We start from the raw sequence: 20,561 nt of genomic DNA on the forward strand, positions 1-20,561 counted from the left end.
CCTGCGTATTAGTGCATCCTAAGTCGGATCTGCGCCGACGGTCGACCCGGGCCACTAGGGTGGTGGTCTTGTGGCGGGTATCAACGACGCGGTATCGACCGTGCAGCACGTGGGCGAGCTGGCCGGGGTGGCGGCGTTCGCGCTGTCGGGGGGTCTGGTCGCGGTGCGTCACCGGCTCGACATCGTCGGTGTCCTGCTGCTGGCGGTCGCGACCGCCCTGGGCGGCGGCGTGATCCGGGATCTGATCATCGGCAACAATCCGCCGGTGGCCTTCACCAACATGCAGTACCTGGGGACGGCCGTCGCGGCGGGGGCGGTGATCTGCGTGTGGCGGCCGCCGGTCCGGCTCACCCGGTGGCCCCTGGACGTCACCGACGCGGTGGGACTGGGACTGTTCGCGGTCACCGGCACCGTCGTCGCCCACCAGGCCGGGCTGAACGCGCCGGGCGCGGCGTTGCTGGGGATGACGACCGCGATCGGCGGAGGCGTGATCCGTGACGTCCTCACCGGACAGATTCCGAGCGTGCTGCGCCCACAGCAGCACCTGTACGCCATTCCGGCGCTGCTGTGTGCGACCGTGGTGACCCTGCTGCTCCGCTACACCGACTACCAGCCGTGGATGGGCCTGGCGTGCGCGGTGATCGCGACCGCGCTGCGCCTGGCCTCGCTCGGTCTGGGCTGGCACGGCCCGGAACCGTGGTATGTGCGGCGGGACCGGAAAGCCGGACTCCTCGACGAGTGAGCTCGGCGGCCAGGTCAGTAACCGCTGAAGTAGTCGCTGCGCGTCCCCGCGACGTGGCGGCGGAGCGACCCGCGCACGGTGTGCACCATCGCGGGCGGGCCCGACACGTAGGCGCGGCGGGCGCCCAGGTCGGTGATCGCTGCGGTGAGCTCGTCGGCCCGGATCGCGGTGCCGGTGACGTGCGTCCATCCCGGCGGGAGGTCGTCCGGCGGGCTGGGTGCCACCAGCACCACGGGAATCCCCGCGGCGATCAGGACGTCGCGGTAGGCCACGTCGTGCGCGTCCGGAACGCCGTAGACCAGCACGGCGTCGACGTCGTGCGTGTCGAGAGCCCGCAGCTGGCTGGCGAACGGAGTGATCCCGATCCCGCCGGCGACCAGCAGGACCCGACCGGTGCGGGGCAGCACGAAGTCGCCCGAGACGCTCGTCGCGCGCACGACGTCTCCCGGCCGGCATGCCGCCAGCGCCTGCTTGAAGGTCGACGGCTCCGGGGGGATGCGGAGTGCGATGGTCAACTCCCGCTGATCCGGAGGTGAGGAGATGCTGAAGATCCGGCGCGTGCCGCGGCGGTCGGCGCCCCTGTTCGGCAGGTCCAGTTCCAGGTATTGGCCCGGTGTGAACCGCACCGGGCGCATCGGTTCGAACCGGAACTCCCACACCGAATCCGAGAGCTCCCGCTTGCCGAGGAACTGCAGCCGGATGCCGCGGCGCTGCCCGCAGGCGAGACCGACCAGGTTGGCGGCGATCAGCGCGAGTTCGGTGGTGGAGGTGAAGGCCCACACCTCGAAGGGCCGGTCCGTCAGGGCCGGCCAGAGCACGGGCAGGGAGACGACGACCCCGGCCAGGGCGGCGGCGCCGAGTTGCTGGCACCGCCTGGGCGGCAGGGTGAGCGGCTCGGAGAGCATGAACCCGGCGAGGAAGACGAGTGGATACGAGTAGAAGGTCTGCTCGACCGCGGACGACGTCTCGGTGCCCAGGGCGAGCAGACTCGCGAAGATCAAGATTCCGCCCACGGCGACGAAGACCGCGCCGAGCCACACCCGATGCGTACGGCGCAGCACCAGCAGCGCCCCGATCACCACGAACGGCAGCATCGGCTCGTTGGCGACCCACCAGGTGGTGTACAGCCGATCGCCCGGCGACATGCTCATCAGTTGCTGGATCACGACCACCAGGAGTGGGCCGACTGCCGCCGGATTGAACACGTGGCGGCCGCGCACGGCCAGCAGATACTTCGATGCGTTGGCCAGGATCGCGGCCCCGGCGAGCCAGGCGAACGACGACGACGTCGCCGGCGGCCAGTACAGGAACCACATCAGGAGCGCCGTGATCACCGCTGACTCGGTGTGCGGCCGGAGCCGGAACAAGAGTCCGAACAGCCGGCTCGACGCCACGGATGCGACCAGCAGAACCGTGAGCGCGAGGGCCATCTGGCGGAGCGGGAAGATCGATCGGTCCAGCACGCCGGTGGCGCTGAGCACGAACGCGACCCCGGCGAGCAGAGCGAGCAGGATGGTCACCAGGCGGTACATGGTGACCCGTCCGAGTAGGTCGTCCAGATGTCTCACAGTCACTCCGTCAGCGGAAAACGGTGCCGGGAAAGCCCGGGGACCGGCGCAGCTCGCTGCGCGAGGGCATGAGCACGTACTCGAACGAGAACGCCTCGGCGAGACGTTCCGGCGCGACGAAGAACAATGCCGTGGCCAGCCCGTCCGCGATCAGCGCATCGTCGGCGACCACCCAGGTCGCGACCGGGCCCGCCACCGGCACGCCGGTGCGGGCGTCGAGGACGTGGTGCAGTCCGTCACCCCACGCACGACGGTTGACCGCCGACCCGCACAACGCGCCGTCCGTCAGGTCGGCGACCCCGACCGCGGTCGTCGGCGCCCAGGGATGTTCCAGGGCGACCCGGATCGGTGCGCCCCGGCGGACCAGGTCGCCGCTCGCGTCCACGGTGAAGGAGCCGGCGTGCTCGGATCTCTGGTCCGCGGCCAGGGTCTGCGCGACGAGGCCGGCGACCTGGTCGGCGAGGTAGCCTTTGCCGGCTGCCCCGACGTCGAGCACCACGGGGACGGGCGTGACCAGATACGGGGGTACCCAGTCGAGGTCGGCGAACGACGGTGCGGGCCGCGGCGGGCCCGCGCGCAGCGTGTACTCCGGGTCGTACCCGAGCGCTTCGAGTCCGTCGCCCACCGCGGGGCTCATCGCGCCGTCGGTCAACTCGAACAGGGTGCGGTAGAGCTCCATGATCGGACCGGCGTCATGGGGCAGCCGGTACCGTCCCGGGCCCGAGCGGACCGCGGAGACCACCGAGTCCGGGCGGAACCGCGACCATCCACGGTCGAACTCCTCGGTCAGCTCGAGGACGGTGCGACGCTCGGACTCGGTGAGGGCGCGCGGCGTGTCGATCTGCCAGCGCGTGCCGATGGCGTCGAAGACCCATTCCGCTGTGTGCGCGGGCGCCGGGTCGGCACCGGCGCCGCGGGTCATACCGACGCCTCGGCGCGGATCTTGTCGACCGCCTGATTGAATCCGCCGCTGGTCAGCGACGACCCCGACACCTTGCTGACGTCCAGGTCGTCGATCGACTTGCCGACCACCTCGTCGGAGATCCCGCCGGCGAACTGGGTCTGAAACTGTAGCGAGTTGCCGCCGGTCGCCTCCGGGGTCACCGTAGCCGCGGTGATGGTGCCCGCGTCGTCGAGGGTGAGTTCGACGGTCACCTCCGAGGTGCCGCCGGGGTTGGTGTAGGTGCCCTCGGCGGTGTAGGTGCCGGCCCGGTATCGACCGGTGTTCGCCTCGGTGTCGGCCGAGCGGACGGCGACGGTGTTCGACGTGGCGGTGGCGGCGTCGCCGTCGTCGGAGCAGCCGCTGAACAGGAACAGGCTCGTCGCGGCGGCAGCGATCGCGAAGGTCTTGCGGAGGTGAAAGCGCGTACTGGTCGTGGCTGCCATGGGAGGCCTTCCTGGGGCTCGGAGTCCGGCGAACGGTTTGTCGGAATCCATCATTGCGAGGAAAGCTCCGCGAATCCATGCTTGATCCTGTGAGTCCGCTGTGCGGGTGCGCCGGATCGGTGCCGCGGACCGTCAGGACACGAGTCCGCGTTCGCGCGCGACCGCCACCACTCTGGTGCGACTGGTGACGCCGAGCTTGTCGAAGATGTGCACCAGATGTGACTTCACCGTGGCTTCGGAGATGAAGAGGCGCTTGGCGATCTCGCGGTTGGATCCGCCGACCGCGAGCTGCTCCACCACGTCCAGCTCGCGGGCGGTCAGCGCCTGGGCCGGTGAGGTCATGCGGTCCAGCAGCCGGGCGGCGATGGGCGGGCTGAGGACGGTCTGGCCGGCGGCGGCGCTGCGGATTCCGGAGATCAGGACGTCCGGCGCGGTGTCCTTGAGCAGGTAGCCGATGGCGCCAGCCTCGGTCGCCCGGACGACGTCGGCGTCGGAGGCGTACGTGGTGAGGATCAGCACCTGAGGCGCCGGGTCCAGAGCGCGGAGGTCGGCGGTGGCGGCTACTCCGTCCCGACCGCCCGGCTCGGCGCCGTGCAGGCGCAGATCCATCAGCACCACGTCGATGTGCTGCCCGGTCGCGAACGCGGTCGCTTCCCCGGCGTCGGATGCTTCGGCGACGACCTCGAAGTCGTCCACCGGCTCCAAGACGGCGCGGAGTCCGGCGCGGACGATCGGATGATCGTCCACCAGCATGATCCGGATCACGCCGAACCTCCTTGTGGCGGCGGCGCTTCGGTGGGCAGCGCGGGATCGCTCAAGGGTACGCACACGTGGATCGTGGTGCCGTCGCCGGGCTCGGAGTCCACGGTCAGCGCTCCGCGGCACCGCTCTGCCCGGGTGGCCAGGGCGCGGAGCCCGAATCCGGTGCCGCCGGCGGCCCGGGCCGGGGAGAACCCGACGCCGTCGTCGACGACGTCGAGGTGGGCCTCGTCACCGAGTGCGGTGAGGGTCACCACCGCGCGGGTGGCGCCGGCGTGCCGGACGGCGTTGGCGAGCGCTTCTTGTGCCGCTCGCAGCAGCAGCGCGCCGGCCTCGTCGTCCAGCCCGTCCAGGGCACCGTGGACGTGCAACTCGGTCGGCAGGCCCAGGCGTGCAGCCTTCGCGACCGCGGACTGCAGTCCGACGGTCAACGGCCCGTCGGGCACTTCGCCGCCGTCCAGGCCGCGCAGGAACATGCGAGTCTGGGTCAGCGCGGCCGACGCCATCTCCAGAGCGGTGGCCGTCTGGGCGTGTCGTTGCGCCGGGGCGGTCGACGGATCGGCGGCCGACTGCAGCAGCATGACGATCCCGGCGAGGGCCTGGCCCGCCCCGTCGTGGATCTGCGTGCCCAGCCGTTCGCGCTCGGCGAGCAGAGCAAGCTCCCGGGAGAGCGCCGCGCGTTCGGCGGCGGCGTCGACGATCCGGTGGACGGCCTCGGTCACCGCGATCGCGGTCGCGATGCCGATCACCGGCCCGATCACGGCCCCGACGCCGACGGTGTCGCCGCGGAGGGACGCGAGCACCGAGACGGAGACGATTAGCAGTTCGAAGGCGACCGCGAGCGGCCGGGGCAAGAAGTGCCAGCACAGCATGGCCAGCACGAAGGCCGGCCAGACGAAGGCGGGGGACCAGAGGGTCAGCGCCGCCCATCCGGCGACCAAGACCACGGTCCACGGCGTCTGGATCTGCTTGTGCCGCAGTGAGATAGCGGCGACGCCGAACAGGTACCACGCACTCACCGCAGCGGCGCCCGCGACGACGGCGACCGCCGGGCCGCGGGCGTCGACGAGCGCCCTGGCCAGTCCGACCGCCATCAGTACGGCGAACAGCAGGTGGCCGCCCCACTGGATGTACCGGTCGGCGGTCAGCGAGACGCGAGCGGCTGCGGACACGTGTCCAGTATCCGCATCCGGCGCGCCGTCCGCCTCGAACTTTCGATGGATCCGGAAACGGTGCTTCCGCGCGATTCGCCGAGCGAGGCGAGCGGCCACGCTGGAGAGGTGTTCATCGGATGGCGAGAGATCCGCCGCGCGGCGGGAAAATTCGGGTTGATGACGGGCGTGATCGCGCTGATGTCGTTCATGGTGGTGGTGCTCTCCGCGCTCACCGGCGGCTTGCAGCAGGAGTCCACCTCGGCGATTCAGGCGTTGCCCGGTACCGGTCTGGCGGTGCAGACCGACGCGGGCGGGGCCGCAGCGAACCTGGTCGACAGCAGACTCGATGCCGACGCCGTCGCGGCGATCCGCGCCGTCGACCCCGGAGCACGCCCCCTGGGCATCGTGATGTCCGGCGTGGCGCGCGGCGGGACGAGTTCGGCGGTCGCGGTGTTCGGCCGCGACGGCGCTGATCCGGCGGCCGCCTCCGGCGTGCGGATCGGGCCGGAGACCGCGAGCGCGCTCGGTCTGGGTGTCGGCGACGAGGTGACGGTCGGCGGCGTCGCGACCCGGGTCGCCGAAGTCTCCCCGACGCTGGAGTTCGCGCACTCGCCCGTCGCGGAGGTGCCCCTGGAGTTGTGGCGTCAAGTGGCGCACCGCGACGAGGTGACCGCGATGGTCCTCACTCGCGACGTCGAGGGGGTCGCCGGGGTCACGACGGCAGTCGGCTCCGATCGTCTGGACCTGATCCCGGGGTACTCCTCGGAACACAACTCGCTCCTGCTGATCCAGGGTCTGCTGCTGCTGATCTCCGCCGTGGTCGTGAGTGCCTTCTTCGCAGTGTGGACCGGACGCCGCCTCCCGGAGCTCGCCGTGGTGCGGGCCATGGGCGCCGGCCGGGGATACCTGCTGCGCGACGGCCTCGGCCAGGCGGCGGTGGTGCTCGGCGCCGGACTGACCGCGGGAACGGTCACCGGGGTGATCATCGCGTGGGCGGTGTCGGGGACCGTGCCGATCCAGCTCAGCGTCGTCGGGGTGTTGCTTCCCGCCGCGGCGATGGCCCTACTCGGCATGCTCGGCGGAGCGCTGGCCCTGCGTCCGCTGACGACCGTCGATCCGCTGACCGCTCTCAACCGATAGGAATCCCGATGAGCCTGCAGATGTCTGCCGTCGACCTCACCTACCCGGACGGCGACGATCGCCGTGTCCAGGCCCTCGCCGAGGTGTCCCTGACTGTCGCACCGGGGGAGGTGATCGCGCTGACCGGACCGTCGGGGTGCGGCAAGTCCAGCGCCCTGGCCGTGGCGGGCACGCTGATCCGGCCCGATTCGGGGACGGTGGCCATCGACGGCACCGAGGTGGGCGGACTGTCGGAGCAGGACCGTGCCAGGATCCGCCGCGAGCAGATCGGCTTCGTCTTTCAGCGCGACAACCTCCTGCCCGACCTCACCGCTCTCGAGCAGCTCCTGCTGACCGCGCACCTGCGTGGCGAGCGGCCCGCACGGCACCGGGGTGAGGCCCTCGATCTGCTGGCCGACGTCGGCCTGGCCGGCCACCACGACAAACTGCCGCGGCAGCTGTCCGGCGGCATGCGTCAGCGGGTCAACATCGCCCGCGCGCTGATGGGACCGCGCCGCGTACTCCTGATCGACGAACCGACGTCGGCGCTCGACCACGCACGCGGCACCGCGATCGTCGAGCTGATCTGCCGGCTGGCCCGCGAGCGCGGACTCGCCGCGCTGCTGGTGACCCACGATCTCGCGACGCTCGAGGGCAACGCGGACGGTCTGGTTCACATGCTCGACGGACGGCTGACGGACGTCGCCGTCGCCGTCTGAGCGTTCGGCCGTCTCAGAGGTCGATGCGGGCGAACTCGCGCAGCTTGGCGGTCTGGTGACGGGCCTCCACGTTGCGCACGGTGCCGGACTTGCTGCGCATCACCAGCGAACGGGTGGTCGCGCCGTTCGGGCGGTAGGTGACGCCGCGGAGCATGTCGCCGTTGGTCACGCCGGTGGCGCAGAAGAACGAGTTCTCGCCGCGGACCAGGATGTCGTTGGTGAGCACTTGATCCAGGTCCAGACCGGCGTCGATCGCCTTCTGCCGCTCGGAGTCGCTGGTCGGCCACAGTTTGCCCTGGATCTCGCCGCCCATGCACTTCATGGCCACGGCCGAGATGATGCCCTCCGGCGTGCCGCCGATGCCCATCAGCATGTCGACGGTGCTGTAGTCTCCGGCGGCCGCGATGGAGCCGGCGACGTCGCCGTCGGAGATCAGGCGGATCTTGGCGCCGGCCTCGCGGATCTCCCGGATCAGGTCGGCGTGGCGGGGGCGGTCGAGCACCACGACGGTCAGGTCGGCGACGTCGATGCCCTTGGCCGCGGCCACCGAATTGATGTTCCAGGAGACCGGCTTCTCGATGTCGATGGCGCCCTTGGCCTCCGGGCCGACGGCGATCTTGTTCATGTAGAACACGGCAGACGGGTCGTACATGGTGCCGCGCTCGGACACTGCGATCACCGCGATCGAGTTCGGGCGGCCCTCGGCCATCAGCGTGGTGCCGTCGATCGGGTCGACGGCCACGTCCACTTCCGGGCCCTCGCCGGTGCCGACCTCTTCGCCGTTGTACAGCATCGGCGCCTCGTCCTTCTCGCCTTCGCCGATCACCACGACGCCGCGCATCGCGACGGTCGACAGGAGCTCGCGCATGGCGTCCACAGCGGCGCCGTCGCCGGCGTTCTTGTCGCCGCGGCCGACCCAGCGGCCCGCCGCCAGTGCGGCAGCCTCGGTGACGCGGACGAGTTCCATGGCGAGGTTGCGGTCCGGGGCTTGCTTCGACATCTGGTCGGCTCCTTGCGTCGTTGCTCAGGGGGTGCTCCCAGAATTCTGTCATGACCGGCGATTCGGTCCGGCCCCGGGCCGACTGCGATACTCGAGGCCATGGCCGAGAAGAAACCGCGGATCCTGACCGACAGCCGGGACATGGTGTGGTCGCTGATTCCCCTCCTGGTGATCGCTCTGGTGATCGCCGGCATCGCGGGCAGCTGCCAGTGGTCGTTCGGGGACAAGGCCGCCGAGCAGAAGATCCCGGACTTCAACAGCGCCGCCGCCTTTCGGGCCGACGCGCGGTCCATGCCGTTCCCGATCCGCGAGCCGGCAGTCCCCGCCGACTGGAAGTCGAACTCGGGGTCCACGTCGACCATCGGCGGTTCGCTGACCAGCAACGTCGGCTGGATCACCCCGTCGGGCGCCTACGTCCAGCTGAGCCAGTCCGGCGCTTCCGAAGAAGCGCTGGTGGTCGGGCTGGGCGGGGATGCGGCCTACGGGACCGGGACGCGCGAGGTGGCCGGCACGCAGTGGGTCACCTACGAGAACGCCGAGACCAAGCGCAAGCTCTGGCTCAGCGACCTGGGCGACGTCCGCATCGGCATCGTCAGCCGCGGCTCGGACGAGAACATGACGGTGCTGGCCGAGGCGACGGTCGACGCGGCCCCGCTGCCGAAGTAGCCGCCGGCCCGATCACTTCCCGCTAATCCTCGGCGGAGCTCTCCAGGGCTTTCTCGATCCGCTCGGCGGCCCCCTGCAGCTGCGCCCGGCAGTGCTTGGCCAGCGCTTCGCCGCGCTCCCACAGGGCCAGCGATTCGTCGAGCCCGAGCCCTCCGTGCTCGAGCGTGGCCACCACCTGGGCGAGTTCGTCGCGCGCGGTCTCGTAATCCAGGTCGCTCACCGCGGGCGTCTCGTCGGATTCGCTCATGTCTGCCGTCCTTCCTCGGGTTCGACGACGGCGATCCGGGCGCCGTCGGCCAGCCGGATGCGCACGCGCGTGCCGGGCGGAAGCTCGTCGATGCTGCGTACGGCGTGCGCCGCGTGGCCGGGCGGACCGGGCTGCGCAGCGTCGTCGTCGAATCGCTGCACGACGGCGTAGCCGCGCGCGAGCGTCTGCGCCGGTCCAAGGGTCGCCAGGCGTCCGGCAAGCTGGTCCAGTCCATGCCGTTCGACGGTCAGGCGGTGCGTGACGCTGCGCCGCAGATCCGATCGCGCACGGTCGACGCCGGCGCGCTGCTCGTCGATCAGCCGGTGCGGGCGGGCCAGCACCGGACGGGCCCGCAGGCCGTCGATCAGGTGCCGTTCCCGCGCCACCCAGTTGCGCAGGGCGTGCGCGCTGCGGCTGCGCAGCGCGTCGACGGCGTCGAGCTCGGCGGCCACGTCCGGCACCGCACGCTTGGCGGCGTCGGTCGGGGTGGCCGCCCGCACGTCGGCGACCAGGTCGAGCAGCGGGTTGTCCGGCTCGTGGCCGATCGCGCTGACGACGGGTGTACGGCAGTCGGCGACGGCGCGCAGCAGCGTCTCGTCGGAGAACGGGAGCAGGTCTTCCACGCTCCCGCCGCCGCGCGCGATCACGATCACCTCCACGGCGGGGTCGCGATCGAGCCGGTCGAGATGTTCGAGGATGGCCGGGACCGCGGTCGGTCCCTGCACGGGCGCCTCGGCGAGCCGGAACTGCACGCCTGCCCAGCGCGCGGTGGCCACGGCGACGACGTCGCGCTGGGCGGCGCTGCCGCGGCCGCTGATCAGCCCGACGGTGCGGGGCAGGAACGGCAACGGCCGTTTGCGGCGGGCGTCGAACAGGCCCTCGGCCGCCAGCAGCGCCTTGACCCGTTCGATTCGGGCGAGCAGCTGGCCGATGCCGACCGGGCGGATGTCGGTGACCCGCAGCGACAGCGTGCCACGGCCGGTGTAGAAGCTGGGTCGTCCGTAGACGACGACGCGCGCGCCCTCGGTCAGCGGGACGGGGCTGCGGCGCAGCAGGTCGGGGTCGCAGGTCAGCGAGAGCGAGATCTCGGCGGCCGGGTCGCGCAGCGTCAGGAACGCGGTGCGCGTGCCGGGGCGGGCGCTGATCTGGGTCAGCTGGCCCTCGACCCAGACCTGGCCGAGACGGTGGATCCAGTCGGCGAGTTTGAGGCTCAGGGTCCGCACCGGCCACGGAGTCTCCGCGGTGTTCGGTGTGGTCACGGCGGCTAGGAGCCCGACTTCTTCTGGTGGCTGGCGATCCGGTTGTCGATCATCGTGACGAACGGCGTGCGGTTCTTGTGAGCGCGTTCGTAGTCGGCCAGCTCGCCGAGGTCGTCGGTGCCCAGACCGCGCAGCTTGGCGCGCAACTGGGCCAGGGTCAGCGAGTCGTACTCGAGGTAGTCGACGATCTCCGGCTGGTCGCCGGCCGGTGCGGCTGCCTCCGCGGGGGCAGGCGCGTCCGGGGTGTCGGCGGCCAGGTCGGCCGGCGGCGAGCTGTACAGCGCGAAACGGCCCGCCGCGGCGTTCGGGGGATCGGTCTCCGCAGTGCTGTCGGCCACGGCGGGCTTGCGGGCCGGCTTCCGCTTGGTCGCCTTCGCGGGCGCCGCAGGCTGCTTCGGCGCGGGCGGGATGGTGATGGCGGGCTCGTCGTCCTCGTCGAACCGGGCCCACTCGGGCTGTTCTTCGGGTTTGTCGCACCAGGGCGCGAAGAACTCGTCACCCTTGATCGCCATCTCGGCGATGTTCTGCTGCAGACGCATGCCGGCCTGCAGGCCGCGGCTGACCGCGGACATCGGGAAGGTGATGATCCGAGTCGGCAGCCGCTTGGTCTCGTCGAGCGTGGTGACCAGCACACCCGCGGCCACGCGTGCAGGATACGGAGGACGTCTCATGCTTTTACTCTGCCACACCCGTACCCTGGGGGTTATGGCCGATACCGAACAGTCCCCGACGCAGGCCCCGACCAAGCGCGTCCTGCTCGCGTCGCCGCGCGGCTACTGCGCCGGCGTCGACCGAGCGGTCGAAACCGTCGAACGCGCCCTCGACAAGCACGGCGCTCCGGTGTACGTCCGCAAGGAGATCGTGCACAACCGGCACGTCGTCGACACGCTCGCCGAGCGCGGAGCGATCTTCGTCAGCGAGACCGACGAGGTGCCCGAGGGCGCTCTCGTCGTCTTCTCCGCGCACGGGGTGTCCCCGGAAGTGCACAAGACCGCAGCCGAGCGGAACCTGCGGACCATCGACGCCACGTGCCCGCTGGTCACCAAGGTGCACCAGGAAGCCAAGCGCTTCGCCCGCGACGACTACGACATCGTGCTGATCGGGCACGAGGGGCACGAGGAGGTCGAGGGCACCGCCGGGGAGGCGCCCGAGCACATCCAGCTGGTCGACGGCCCCGAAGCCGTCGAGAACGTGCAGGTGCGCGACGAGTCCAAGGTGATCTGGCTGAGCCAGACCACGCTCTCGGTGGACGAGACCATGGAGACGGTGCACCGGCTGCGCGAGAAGCTCCCGCTGCTGAACGACCCGCCCTCGGACGACATCTGCTACGCCACTCAGAACCGCCAGGGCGCGGTCAAGGCGATGGCACCGGACTGCGACCTGGTGATCGTGGTGGGGTCGCAGAACTCGTCGAACTCGGTGCGTCTGGTGGAGGTGGCCATCCAGAACGGCGCCAAGGCCGGTCACCTGGTCGACTACGCCAAGGAGATCGATCTCGCGTGGCTCGACGGGGTGGACACCGTGGGCGTCACCTCCGGCGCCTCGGTGCCGGAGATCCTGGTGCAGGGCGTCCTGGACCTGCTCGCCGAGCACGGCTACCACGACGTGCAGACCGTGACCACCGCCGAGGAGACGCTCACCTTCGCGCTCCCGCGCGAGCTGCGGCCGGCGCGGAACTCGTCGTAGCAGAGACTTCCTGAGGCGGACCCTCACCGGCGCCGGGTCAGGGCGAAGGCCGTGGCGACGACGGCGGCACCCAGGGCCGCGGTGGCGGCGACGGCGAGCGCGGCGCGTCGGTCCGGCGATTCCGGCGAGGGGGCCGCGACCGCGCGGCGCGTCCGCGGATCCGGCAGATCCGCGGTCTCCGGCAGCTGGGCCGTCAGCGCGGCCACCGGATCGACGACTCCGAAACCGACGGCGGTGTCCGGATCGTCGCTCCCGGCCGCGGCTCCGCCCCGGGCGGTCCGGACGATCCGGTCGATCACCTGCGGAGCGGTCAGTCGTGGATACCGGGCGCGCACCAGCGCGGCGACACCCGATGCATACGCGGCCGAATAGCTGGTTCCCGACAGCGGGCGCGGCCCGTCGTCGCCCTCGAGCGCATCTACCAGGCGGACCCGCGGACCGGTGCCGATCAGGCTGACCGCGGCGGTGCCCGGTGCGGCGACGGTGAGCCACGGTCCGCGCAGGCTGAACTCGGCGGGCGCGCCGGTGCCGGCGTCGATCGCGCCGACGGTGAGGATGTCTCGGCCGAACCGTGCCGGAGTCGCGAGGGTCTGCGCGTTCCGCCAGGCGGCCGCGGGGGACGGCGAGGACACCGGGTTCTGCGTCCGGCAGCCGCCGTACTGGCTCAGATTCCCGGCGGCGGCCACCACCACGACGTCTCGTCGTCGTGCCAGGTCCAGAGCGCTGACGACGGCGTCGTCGTTCAACGCGGAGGTGCCGGGAACACAAGCGACCTGGGAGATGTTGATGACGTCCGCGTCGAGTTCGACGGCCCGGACGATCGCCCGGGCGAGGGTGCTCAGCGGTCCGTAGCCGGCGCCGACGCTCGGGGCCGAGTTGCTGCGGTCGGCCCTGGCCGGCGCGTAGGCGCCGCTCGACTGGCGGATGGAGATCAGCTCGGCTTCCGGCGCCGCCCCGGCGAAGTCGTCATACGACGACGGCCGCCCCGCGATGATCCCGGCCACCAGCGTGCCGTGCAGGTCGCAGTCCGAGAGCCCGTCGCCGGTGTGGACGTAGTCGCCGCCGTCGCGCACCCGCGGCAGGCGCGCATGGGGAGTGACGCCGGTGTCGATCACCGCGACGCGCACGCCCGCGCCCCGGCTGAAGCGCCAAGCCTCGGGAAGGTTCAGCAGCCGGTGCCCGGGCGGCAGCGCGGCCGGGTCAGCGGTCGACGACGACGCCGGACGCGCGCAGTGGGTCCGGCGTTCGGTCGGCTCGGCGGGGCCGATCGGCTGCGCGCTCACCGGGACCAGCGCGGTGATCCTCGGCGGCTGGGCCGCGGCCGGTCCGGCCAGCAGAGCGCCCGGCGTGACCGTCGTACCGGCCAGGGCGGCAGCCCCGGCGCAGGCCACGGCCAGGCGGCATGAGAGGGCCGGGCGCATCAGAGTTCGCGGACGAGGCGGTAGGCGTCGAGCAGCCAGAGGAGCAGCGGCACGATCAGCGCGATCACCGCGTACTCGGCGATCTCCAGGCTCCGGCGCTGCAACGGCGAGAAGTCGTGCCCTTCGGCGGTCGACCCGATGACGAAAGCCGTTGCCGCCACGGCGATGCCGCCGAAGAACAGAGCGGGCGGCGAGGTGCCGGCAAGCACGGCGAGAGCGCACCCGGTGCCGCCGGCGAGGAGGGCGGCACTCTGGATCCGGTCGGCGTGCGTGCGTCCCCGCGCAGCCAGGGCCGCCCCGATCGCGCCGCAGAAGAGCAGCGACTTCACCTCGCCGTCGTAGGCGAGAGCGGTCGTCAGCACCGCGACGACGATCACGACGACCGCTCCCAGCACGATTCCGGTGAGGTAGTCGGTCGCCAGCGCAGACCGCCGCTGCAGGTCGGCCAGATCGACGAGGGCGAGGTCGGCGATAGCCCCCACCGGATCGGGTGTCACCGCGTCGATGCCGTCGATCGGCGGGTCCGTCATCGGCGTTTCGGGGGCCGACGGCGGCGTAGAGGGCACCGGCGGCAGCGGTAGGCGGCTCGCGGCGATCGCGATGCGGGCCGCGCTCACGGTGACGAACAGTCCGACGACAGCGGTGACCGGTGCGACCGCGGACCACTCGGAGGTCAGCGCCATGGCCGCTAGCCCGCAGACGGCCGTCAGGCCGGCCAGGGTCCCCAGGAACGCGTGCAGCTGAGGTCCGACCCCGGTGCCGCGGTGCACGATGAGGACCGACGTCAACGCGCAGACGCTGGACGTCACCACCGATGACGACGAATCCTGTGGCGGCACAAACGATCCGGCGAGCGCAGCGGACACGAAGGCGCACCATGAAAGGGTGGCTGTGCCGCGCGGATCGGCATGCAGCCGCGAGCCCACCAGCGCCGCGGCCACCAGGAAGACAGCACACGCGGCGGCCGTCAGGCCGGTCAGTGCGGCGCTTGTCGGCGCCGCCCGTCCGGTGATCGCCGCGACGAGGGCGGCGGTGGCGCACGTCGCGTATCCCAACAACCGGGCGGAGTCGGCGCTCCACCCGGACGAGCGGCGATCGGTGAGGTGCGCCAGACCGTCGAACACGTCGTCGACGAGCGCGCCGGGTGCGTCCGGGACGTCGTCGTGGAGCAGGAGCAGCTCGCCGTCGACCACCTGCGCCTCGGCCAGTGATCGTTCGACGGGCAGTGGTGGTGCCCCGATCCGGGTGAGTGTCCATCGGGGCAGTTCGGCGACCCGGTCGGGATCGTCGGTCACGGGTTCCGGAATCCTCAAAAGGCGCAGCACTTCCGGAATCAGCGCCGCGATCGGTGCGTGGGCCGGCAAGGCGACGTCGACCTGGGTCGATGCGCCGAGGATCGAGATCCGGACCAGCTCCGGTTCCGCCGTTACGGTCATTCCGCAAACCCTCCCCCGAGGTTCTTGATACAACCTTCACCATCGCCGTGAGGCGGTGATGGACGTCGACTCAACCACGGGTCGGCGCGTCCGCGGGGCCGTTCGGGGGAATTGCCTGCCGCCACAGACTTCGGGGGGAGTCCGATGGGATCGACAGTCGCTTTTGTGCGCCGGGGGCGGCCGGCGCCGCCCGTGACGCCGGGTGGGGAACTGGCGCTGAACGCGCCGCCGGAACTCGGCCGTGCGGTACCGCAGAACATGCTCGTGCGGCTGCTGCCGGTGGTGATGGTGATCGCCGTCGTGGGGATGGTGGCGCTGATGTTCGCGACGGGAGGCCGTGGGGCACTGGCGAATCCACTGTTCTTGATGTTCCCGTTGATGATGCTGATGTCGATGGTCGGCATGCTCGCCAGCGGCGGTCGCGGTGGTCCGGCACGCTCGGCGGAGCTGAACGAGGACCGCAAAGACTACCTGCGCTACCTGGCGCAGACGCGCACCCAGGTGAGCCGGACGGCCGCGCAGCAGCGTGCGTGCGCCCTGTGGAGTCATCCGGACCCGTCGGCGATCGCGGTGTTGCTCGGCTCCTGCCGGATGTGGGAGCGGCGCCCGGCCGACGCCGACTTCGCGCAAGTACGGGTCGGCGTGGGCACGCAGCCTCTGGCGACGGCGCTGCTGCCGCCGGAGGTGGCACCGGCCGAGGATTTGGAGCCGGTCTCGGCCTCGGCACTGCGCCGCTTCGTTCAGGCACACGCGGCCGTGCGTGAATTGCCTACGGCGGTGTCGCTCCGCAGCTTCGCGGCAATCGGACTGGAGGGTTCGCGCGAGTCGGTGCTCGCCTTGGCGAGGTCGATGATCGTCCAGCTCACCGTGCTGCACGGACCCGATCACCTGATGGTCGCGATCGTCACGGACGATCCGCTCGGTCCGGCCTGGGACTGGGCGAAATGGCTTCCGCACGTGGGGCATCCGTCTACGCGGGATCGGCTCGGTTCGGTGCGGATGATCTACGGCGCACTCGAGGACCTCGAGACCGACCTGGCCGGAGACCTCGCCGAGCGGGGGCGCTTTGCGCGTTCCGCGCCGCCGGCGACCGCTCGCCCGCACCTGGTGGTGCTGCTCGACGGCGGCCGGCGCACGGGCGACGAGGAGCTCGCGATCGGCGCGGGTCGCGAAGGCCTGACGCTGATAGAGCTGGATCCGGATCCGGAGTCGCTGGCTGCTCGGCGTGGCTTGATGCTGGTGGTGGAGCCCGGCTCGGTGGCTGCGCGGACGTCTGTCGGACTGGAGACCTTCGCGGTGGCCGACGGGCTCTCGACCGCGCGTACCGAAGCCCTCGCGCGGGGGCTGGCGCGTTACCGGCCGGCCAGCAGCCTTCCGGTGGCCGGGCTGGAGACGTCGCGGACAGCCAGCGATCCGGGATTGCCTGCGCTGCTGGGTATCCCGGATGCGACGACGTTCGATCCGGCCCGTGGGTGGCGCGGACGGTCGCCGTCGGATCGATTGCGGGTGCCGATCGGGTACACCGCCGAGGGCACGCCGGTGGACCTCGACCTCAAGGAAAGTGCGCACGGGGGGATGGGGCCGCACGGACTGTGCATCGGCGCCACCGGCAGCGGCAAGTCCGAGTTCCTGCGCACCCTGGTCGTCGCCCTGATCGCGACGCACTCGCCTGATGAGCTGAATCTGGTGCTGGTCGACTTCAAGGGCGGTGCGACGTTCTTGGGCCTTGAGGGTGTCCGTCATGTCGCGGCGCTGATCACCAACTTGGAACAGGAGCTCGCGATGGTCGACCGGATGGCGGATGCGTTGTCCGGTGAGCTGAATCGGCGGCAGGAACTGCTGCGTTCGGCAGGCAATTTCGCCAACGTCTCGGAGTACGAGCGGGCGCGGGAGGCGGGTGCGCCGCTCGATCCGTTGCCTGCGTTGTTCGTCGTCGTCGACGAGTTCTCGGAGTTGCTGTCGCAGAAGCCGGAGTTCGCGGATCTGTTCGTGGCCATCGGTCGTCTGGGGCGGTCGCTGCACATTCATCTGCTGCTGGCTTCGCAGCGGTTGGAGGAGGGGCGGCTTCGTGGGCTCGACAGCCACTTGTCGTACCGGGTCGGGCTGAAGACGTTCTCGGCGAACGAGTCTCGGACTGTGCTCGGTGTGCCAGATGCGTATCACTTGCCGAGTACTCCTGGTGCTGCGTACTTGAAGTCCGATTCGGGCGCTCCGGTGCGTTTCAGCACCTCGTTCGTGTCGGGTCCCTATCGTCCGCCGTGTGCGGGAAAGCCTGCGGCCGGGTCTGGTGGCGGCCGTATCGGCGCCGAGGTGCTGCCCTTCACCGCCGTGCGGCGTCCGCTTCCGCTCGACGCCGCCGAACCGGAGGAAGAGAGCGTCGCAGTGGTGCCGACGTTGTTGGAGACCCTCGTCGGACGTGTGGCGGGCCACGGACCGTCTCCGCACCAAGTGTGGTTGCCGCCGCTGGAGGGTGCGGTCACCCTCGACTCGCTGCTGTTGTCTGAGGGCGGTTCGGGTGCTCTGCGGATGCCGGTGGGCGTGGTAGACCGGCCTTATGATCAGCGGAGGGACGTGCTGTGTCTTGATCTGAGCGGCGCGGCCGGCAATGCGGCGGTCGTCGGCGGGCCGCAGTCGGGAAAGTCGACGGCGTTGCGCACGCTGATCTGCGCGGCGGCCGCGACCCATACGCCGCAGGAGGTCGCGTTCTATTGCCTGGACTTCGGTGGTGGTGCGTTGGGTGCCCTCGCCGGGCTCCCTCATGTGGCCGGGGTGGCGACTAAGAGCCGTCGGGACACGGTCCGCCGGTCTTTCGCCGAGCTCAAGGCTGTGCTGTCGGCGCGGGAGGCGTTCTTCGCCGAGCACGGTCTGGAGTCGATGCGCGAGTACCGCGCCGGGTGCCGCGACGGACGGTGGGGTGCGGGGGAGGGAGTGGGTGATGACGTTCCGCGGGGCGACCTGTTTCTGGTGATCGACGGCCTCACCAGCTTCCGGACCGAGTTCGAGAGCCTTGAGGACGAGGTGAATCACTTGGTGGCGCAGGGGCTCTCGTACGGGATCCATGTCGTGGTCGCGGCGGCCCGCTGGGCCGACATCCGGCCGGCGATGAAGGATCTGCTCGGCAGCCGGCTGGAGCTGCGTCTGGGCGATCCGCTGGATTCGGAGATGGGCCGCAAGCCTGCCGCCACGGTGCCGGCGGGACGGCCCGGACGTGGGATCACCGCGGAGGGACTGCATCTGCTGGTGGCGCTGCCGCGGGTCGACGGGGTCGCGGACCCGGAGACCCTGCCGGCCGCGACGGCGGCGTTCGTCGCCGACTGTGCGGAGGCCTACCAGGGCTCTTTCGCGCCGCGTGTGCGGTTGCTCGATACCGATGTCTCGATCGATCTCGTCGATGAACTCGTTGCGGCGCAGGGGTATGCGCATGGAGCTGAGCGTTCGGCGATTGGGTTGCGCGAGTCGGATCTGCGGCCGGTGTTCGTCGACTTCCGCGAGTCCCCGCATCTGTTGGTGTTCGGTGATGCCGAGTCGGGCAAGACCCAGACCCTGCGGACGCTGATCCAGGGTCTGACCCGCGCCGGGTCGGGGGAGGAGGTCAAGTTCGTCCTGGTGGACTACCGGCGGACGATGCTCGGGCTGGTCGACGGCGACCACCTCGCCGGATACGCGAGTTCGGCGCAATCGGCCGGACCGATGATGGCGCAGCTCGCCGAGTATCTGCGGGCCCGGTTGCCGGGGGAGGACGTGACGGCCGATCAACTCGCTAGCGGGGACTGGTGGCGCGGGCCGGTAGTGCACCTGGTGGTCGACGACTACGACTTGGTCGCCACCGCGATGGGCAATCCGCTCCAACCCCTGCTCGAGTTGCTCGGCCACGCCCGTGACATCGGCTTCCGGGTGATTCTGGCGCGCCGTTCGGGAGGCATCGGCCGGGCGCTGTTCGATCAGGTGATCGCCGGGCTCCGTGATCTCTCGTGCGATGTGCTGCTGTTGTCGGGGGACCCGGACGAGGGCTACATCGTCGGACGTCACCGTATGCAGAAGCTGCCGCCGGGGCGTGGGGAGCTGATCTCGCGGGCGCGTGGCGGCGAGATCGTGCAGGTCGCGCGGTGAGCGGCCGGACGGTGGTCGACCTCGCCGATGCCGACTTCCTGTGCGCCGTCGACGACCCCGACGGCGTCGCGGTCCTGACCGCCGGGCTCGCCGCTGTGGGCGTCGGGGAACGTACGACGACGATCGGTTGCCCGAGCGCCTGGGGAAGACCGCGCCGTGCGAGGTTGCACCGGGCGCTCGAGGGTATCTGTCCGGTCCGGCCGCACGTCGCTCCGGACCTGGTGCCGCGCGCTCTGCTGATCGCCGCCAGCCACGCCGACGCGGCGATCACCGTCTGCACGGTGGTCGAGACTCTGCTGGTGCCGGGCGAGCCTCCGGGATCCGGTCATCTGCCGGACGCCGAGGTGTGGACGGCGCAGCGGGTGGTCCGCGACGGCAGCATGTGGCGGATCGCCGAATGCGCCGCGGGTGATGCGACGGACACCGAGGACCTGGCGACACTGGCCGTACGCAGCGAGCTGGTCCTGATGGACGGAGCCGTCGCCGATCGAATGCTGCCCGTCCTCGACGGTGCGGCGGCCGGTGCGCGGGTCGTACGGGTGGATCGAGGGCTGGTGGAGCGGCACGGTGCTCGCTGGCGGCAGACGGACCGGATCGACTTCGGCTTTCCGGAGCCTCCGGTGTCTACGCCGCGGATCGTGCCGCGTGCTCTGCTGATCCTCGTGTTGGTCGCAGTGGCGGTTCTCGGCGCGGCCGGGGCGATCGCCCGTTGGCCGCAGTCCGCGGCCGGCGTACGGACGACGCAGTCCGTCGGTCCGGTGACCCTGTCCGTTCCCGACGGATGGCGGCGTACCGCGCTGTCCGGTGACCGGCCCGACGACGGACGGGGCTTGCGCGCGGTGTTCGCGGACGACGAGGACGGGCGGCGGCTGGTCGTGGTGGTCACCGCGCTGCGGCCGGGGGCGACCCGCGAGACGGTGGCCCGCAGCATGGCGAACCGCATGGCCCAGCGCGGCGACGACGTGGTGGTCGAGTTCGCCGCCGAGAGCACCTACGGCGGACGTCCGGTGATCAGCTACCGGGAGGTCCCGGCCTCCGGGCCCGCGGTCAGCTGGTACGTCGCCGTCGAGCCCGCCGGGCAGGATCCGACAGCCGCGCCGCTGCAAGTGAGCATCGGGTGCCAGCCGGGAACGGGCGAGGACCCGATCGACCCGCCGTGCCGGGCTGCCGTCTCCACAGTGCGAGTCGAACGCTGAGCATCACGTTGGTCAAAGCGAACGAGCGGGTCCCGCCGCTCAACCAGTCGCCCTGGACGCGGGAGGGGTTCCTGGGTCTGCGCGGGGAGGGCC

General features: G+C 71.1%; 18 protein-coding genes. 7 read left to right on the forward strand and 11 right to left on the reverse strand.

All coding sequences use genetic code 11. The annotated features are described in order from the left end of the window. Positions 1–70: 70 nt before the first annotated feature. Positions 71–742 (forward strand): trimeric intracellular cation channel family protein, encoded by a 672-nt coding sequence (locus C6V83_RS06240; RefSeq protein ID WP_105941665.1) that lies wholly within the window; start codon positions 71–73, stop codon positions 740–742. 14 nt (positions 743–756) lie between these two features. On the opposite strand, the gene C6V83_RS06245 is transcribed toward C6V83_RS06240, so the two are convergent. The 5 genes from C6V83_RS06245 to C6V83_RS06265 all read right to left on the reverse strand — a co-directional run bounded on the left by C6V83_RS06245 (position 757) and on the right by C6V83_RS06265 (position 5,627). After that, a complete protein-coding gene (locus C6V83_RS06245) occupies positions 757–2,316 on the reverse strand; it encodes an FAD-dependent oxidoreductase (RefSeq protein WP_159067457.1) in 1,560 nt (519 codons plus the stop codon). A gap of 4 nt (positions 2,317–2,320) precedes the next feature. Further along, a complete protein-coding gene (locus C6V83_RS06250) occupies positions 2,321–3,232 on the reverse strand; it encodes an FAD:protein FMN transferase (RefSeq protein ID WP_105941667.1) in 912 nt (303 codons plus the stop codon). Next, entirely contained in the window at positions 3,229–3,696 is a 468-nt protein-coding gene (locus tag C6V83_RS06255; RefSeq protein ID WP_105941668.1) for an FMN-binding protein, read from the reverse strand. Before C6V83_RS06255 ends, C6V83_RS06250 begins: the two co-directional genes overlap by 4 nt. 132 nt (positions 3,697–3,828) lie before the next feature. Then, entirely contained in the window at positions 3,829–4,461 is a 633-nt protein-coding gene (locus C6V83_RS06260; RefSeq protein ID WP_105941669.1) for a response regulator, read from the reverse strand. Beyond that, positions 4,458–5,627 (reverse strand): sensor histidine kinase, encoded by a 1,170-nt coding sequence (locus tag C6V83_RS06265; RefSeq protein ID WP_234353892.1) that lies wholly within the window; start codon positions 5,625–5,627, stop codon positions 4,458–4,460. The genes C6V83_RS06260 and C6V83_RS06265 overlap by 4 nt, the downstream gene beginning before the upstream one ends. On the opposite strand from C6V83_RS06265, the gene C6V83_RS06270 reads away from it, so the two are divergent. Together C6V83_RS06270 and C6V83_RS06275 are read left to right on the forward strand one after the other, a co-directional pair. Next, complete coding sequence (locus C6V83_RS06270) at positions 5,628–6,749, forward strand: FtsX-like permease family protein (protein WP_234353893.1); 1,122 nt, start codon at positions 5,628–5,630, stop codon at positions 6,747–6,749. An 8-nt stretch (positions 6,750–6,757) separates the two neighbouring features. Beyond that, complete coding sequence (locus C6V83_RS06275) at positions 6,758–7,447, forward strand: ABC transporter ATP-binding protein (RefSeq protein ID WP_105941670.1); 690 nt, start codon at positions 6,758–6,760, stop codon at positions 7,445–7,447. A gap of 13 nt (positions 7,448–7,460) precedes the next feature. Here the strand turns inward: C6V83_RS06275 and glpX are convergent, their stop codons facing one another. After that, on the reverse strand, positions 7,461–8,447 hold the full coding sequence (glpX, locus tag C6V83_RS06280; protein ID WP_105941671.1) for a class II fructose-bisphosphatase: 987 nt from the start codon (positions 8,445–8,447) through the stop codon (positions 7,461–7,463). Between the two features lie 99 nt (positions 8,448–8,546). Here glpX and C6V83_RS06285 point away from each other — a divergent pair, with 99 nt between their 5' ends. Beyond that, on the forward strand, positions 8,547–9,113 hold the full coding sequence (locus C6V83_RS06285) for a DUF4245 domain-containing protein (RefSeq protein ID WP_105941672.1): 567 nt from the start codon (positions 8,547–8,549) through the stop codon (positions 9,111–9,113). A 22-nt stretch (positions 9,114–9,135) separates the two neighbouring features. Here C6V83_RS06285 and C6V83_RS06290 read toward each other — a convergent pair whose 3' ends face one another. Genes C6V83_RS06290 through C6V83_RS06300 form a run of 3 tightly spaced genes read right to left on the reverse strand, consistent with a single transcriptional unit; the run spans position 9,136 to position 11,290 of the window. Then, entirely contained in the window at positions 9,136–9,360 is a 225-nt protein-coding gene (locus tag C6V83_RS06290; protein WP_105941673.1) for an exodeoxyribonuclease VII small subunit, read from the reverse strand. Continuing rightward, positions 9,357–10,619, reverse strand: coding sequence for an exodeoxyribonuclease VII large subunit (xseA, locus tag C6V83_RS06295; protein WP_105941674.1), 1,263 nt, complete (start codon positions 10,617–10,619; stop codon positions 9,357–9,359). Before xseA ends, C6V83_RS06290 begins: the two co-directional genes overlap by 4 nt. Positions 10,620–10,624: 5 nt before the next feature. Beyond that, complete coding sequence (locus C6V83_RS06300; RefSeq protein ID WP_105941675.1) at positions 10,625–11,290, reverse strand: lipid droplet-associated protein; 666 nt, start codon at positions 11,288–11,290, stop codon at positions 10,625–10,627. A gap of 34 nt (positions 11,291–11,324) precedes the next feature. Here C6V83_RS06300 and C6V83_RS06305 point away from each other — a divergent pair, with 34 nt between their 5' ends. Next, on the forward strand, positions 11,325–12,305 hold the full coding sequence (locus C6V83_RS06305) for a 4-hydroxy-3-methylbut-2-enyl diphosphate reductase (RefSeq protein ID WP_105941676.1): 981 nt from the start codon (positions 11,325–11,327) through the stop codon (positions 12,303–12,305). A 23-nt stretch (positions 12,306–12,328) separates the two neighbouring features. Here C6V83_RS06305 and mycP read toward each other — a convergent pair whose 3' ends face one another. Together mycP and eccD are read right to left on the reverse strand one after the other, a co-directional pair. Next, positions 12,329–13,726: a type VII secretion-associated serine protease mycosin gene (mycP, locus tag C6V83_RS06310; protein WP_105941677.1), complete on the reverse strand. Its 1,398-nt coding sequence runs from the start codon at positions 13,724–13,726 to the stop codon at positions 12,329–12,331. After that, positions 13,726–15,162 carry a type VII secretion integral membrane protein EccD gene (eccD, locus tag C6V83_RS06315; protein WP_105941678.1) on the reverse strand — a complete coding sequence of 479 codons (1,437 nt, stop codon included), beginning with the start codon at positions 15,160–15,162 and terminating at the stop codon, positions 13,726–13,728. Before eccD ends, mycP begins: the two co-directional genes overlap by 1 nt. A 144-nt stretch (positions 15,163–15,306) precedes the next feature. On the opposite strand from eccD, the gene eccCa reads away from it, so the two are divergent. After that, positions 15,307–19,272 carry a type VII secretion protein EccCa gene (gene eccCa / locus C6V83_RS06320; RefSeq protein ID WP_105941679.1) on the forward strand — a complete coding sequence of 1,322 codons (3,966 nt, stop codon included), beginning with the start codon at positions 15,307–15,309 and terminating at the stop codon, positions 19,270–19,272. Continuing rightward, positions 19,269–20,468 carry a type VII secretion-associated protein gene (locus C6V83_RS06325; protein ID WP_105941680.1) on the forward strand — a complete coding sequence of 400 codons (1,200 nt, stop codon included), beginning with the start codon at positions 19,269–19,271 and terminating at the stop codon, positions 20,466–20,468. The genes eccCa and C6V83_RS06325 overlap by 4 nt, the downstream gene beginning before the upstream one ends. The last annotated feature ends 93 nt before the right edge of the window (positions 20,469–20,561 follow it).

The organism is Gordonia iterans, assembly GCF_002993285.1.
Taxonomy (GTDB): Bacteria; Actinomycetota; Actinomycetes; order Mycobacteriales; family Mycobacteriaceae; genus Gordonia; species Gordonia iterans.

Excerpts from the sequence above, each read along its gene's own strand:
- C6V83_RS06250 (WP_105941667.1), bottom strand. The coding sequence starts at position 3,232 with ATGACCCGCGGCGCCGGTGCCGACCCGGCGCCCGCGCACACAGCGGAA.
- C6V83_RS06290 (WP_105941673.1), bottom strand. The coding sequence starts at position 9,360 with ATGAGCGAATCCGACGAGACGCCCGCGGTGAGCGACCTGGATTACGAG.
- C6V83_RS06305 (WP_105941676.1), top strand. The coding sequence starts at position 11,325 with ATGGCCGATACCGAACAGTCCCCGACGCAGGCCCCGACCAAGCGCGTC.
- C6V83_RS06300 (WP_105941675.1), bottom strand. The coding sequence starts at position 11,290 with ATGAGACGTCCTCCGTATCCTGCACGCGTGGCCGCGGGTGTGCTGGTC.
- eccD (WP_105941678.1), bottom strand. The coding sequence starts at position 15,162 with ATGACCGTAACGGCGGAACCGGAGCTGGTCCGGATCTCGATCCTCGGC.
- C6V83_RS06285 (WP_105941672.1), top strand. The coding sequence starts at position 8,547 with ATGGCCGAGAAGAAACCGCGGATCCTGACCGACAGCCGGGACATGGTG.
- glpX (WP_105941671.1), bottom strand. The coding sequence starts at position 8,447 with ATGTCGAAGCAAGCCCCGGACCGCAACCTCGCCATGGAACTCGTCCGC.
- C6V83_RS06255 (WP_105941668.1), bottom strand. The coding sequence starts at position 3,696 with ATGGCAGCCACGACCAGTACGCGCTTTCACCTCCGCAAGACCTTCGCG.
- mycP (WP_105941677.1), bottom strand. The coding sequence starts at position 13,726 with ATGCGCCCGGCCCTCTCATGCCGCCTGGCCGTGGCCTGCGCCGGGGCT.
- C6V83_RS06275 (WP_105941670.1), top strand. The coding sequence starts at position 6,758 with ATGAGCCTGCAGATGTCTGCCGTCGACCTCACCTACCCGGACGGCGAC.
- eccCa (WP_105941679.1), top strand. The coding sequence starts at position 15,307 with ATGGGATCGACAGTCGCTTTTGTGCGCCGGGGGCGGCCGGCGCCGCCC.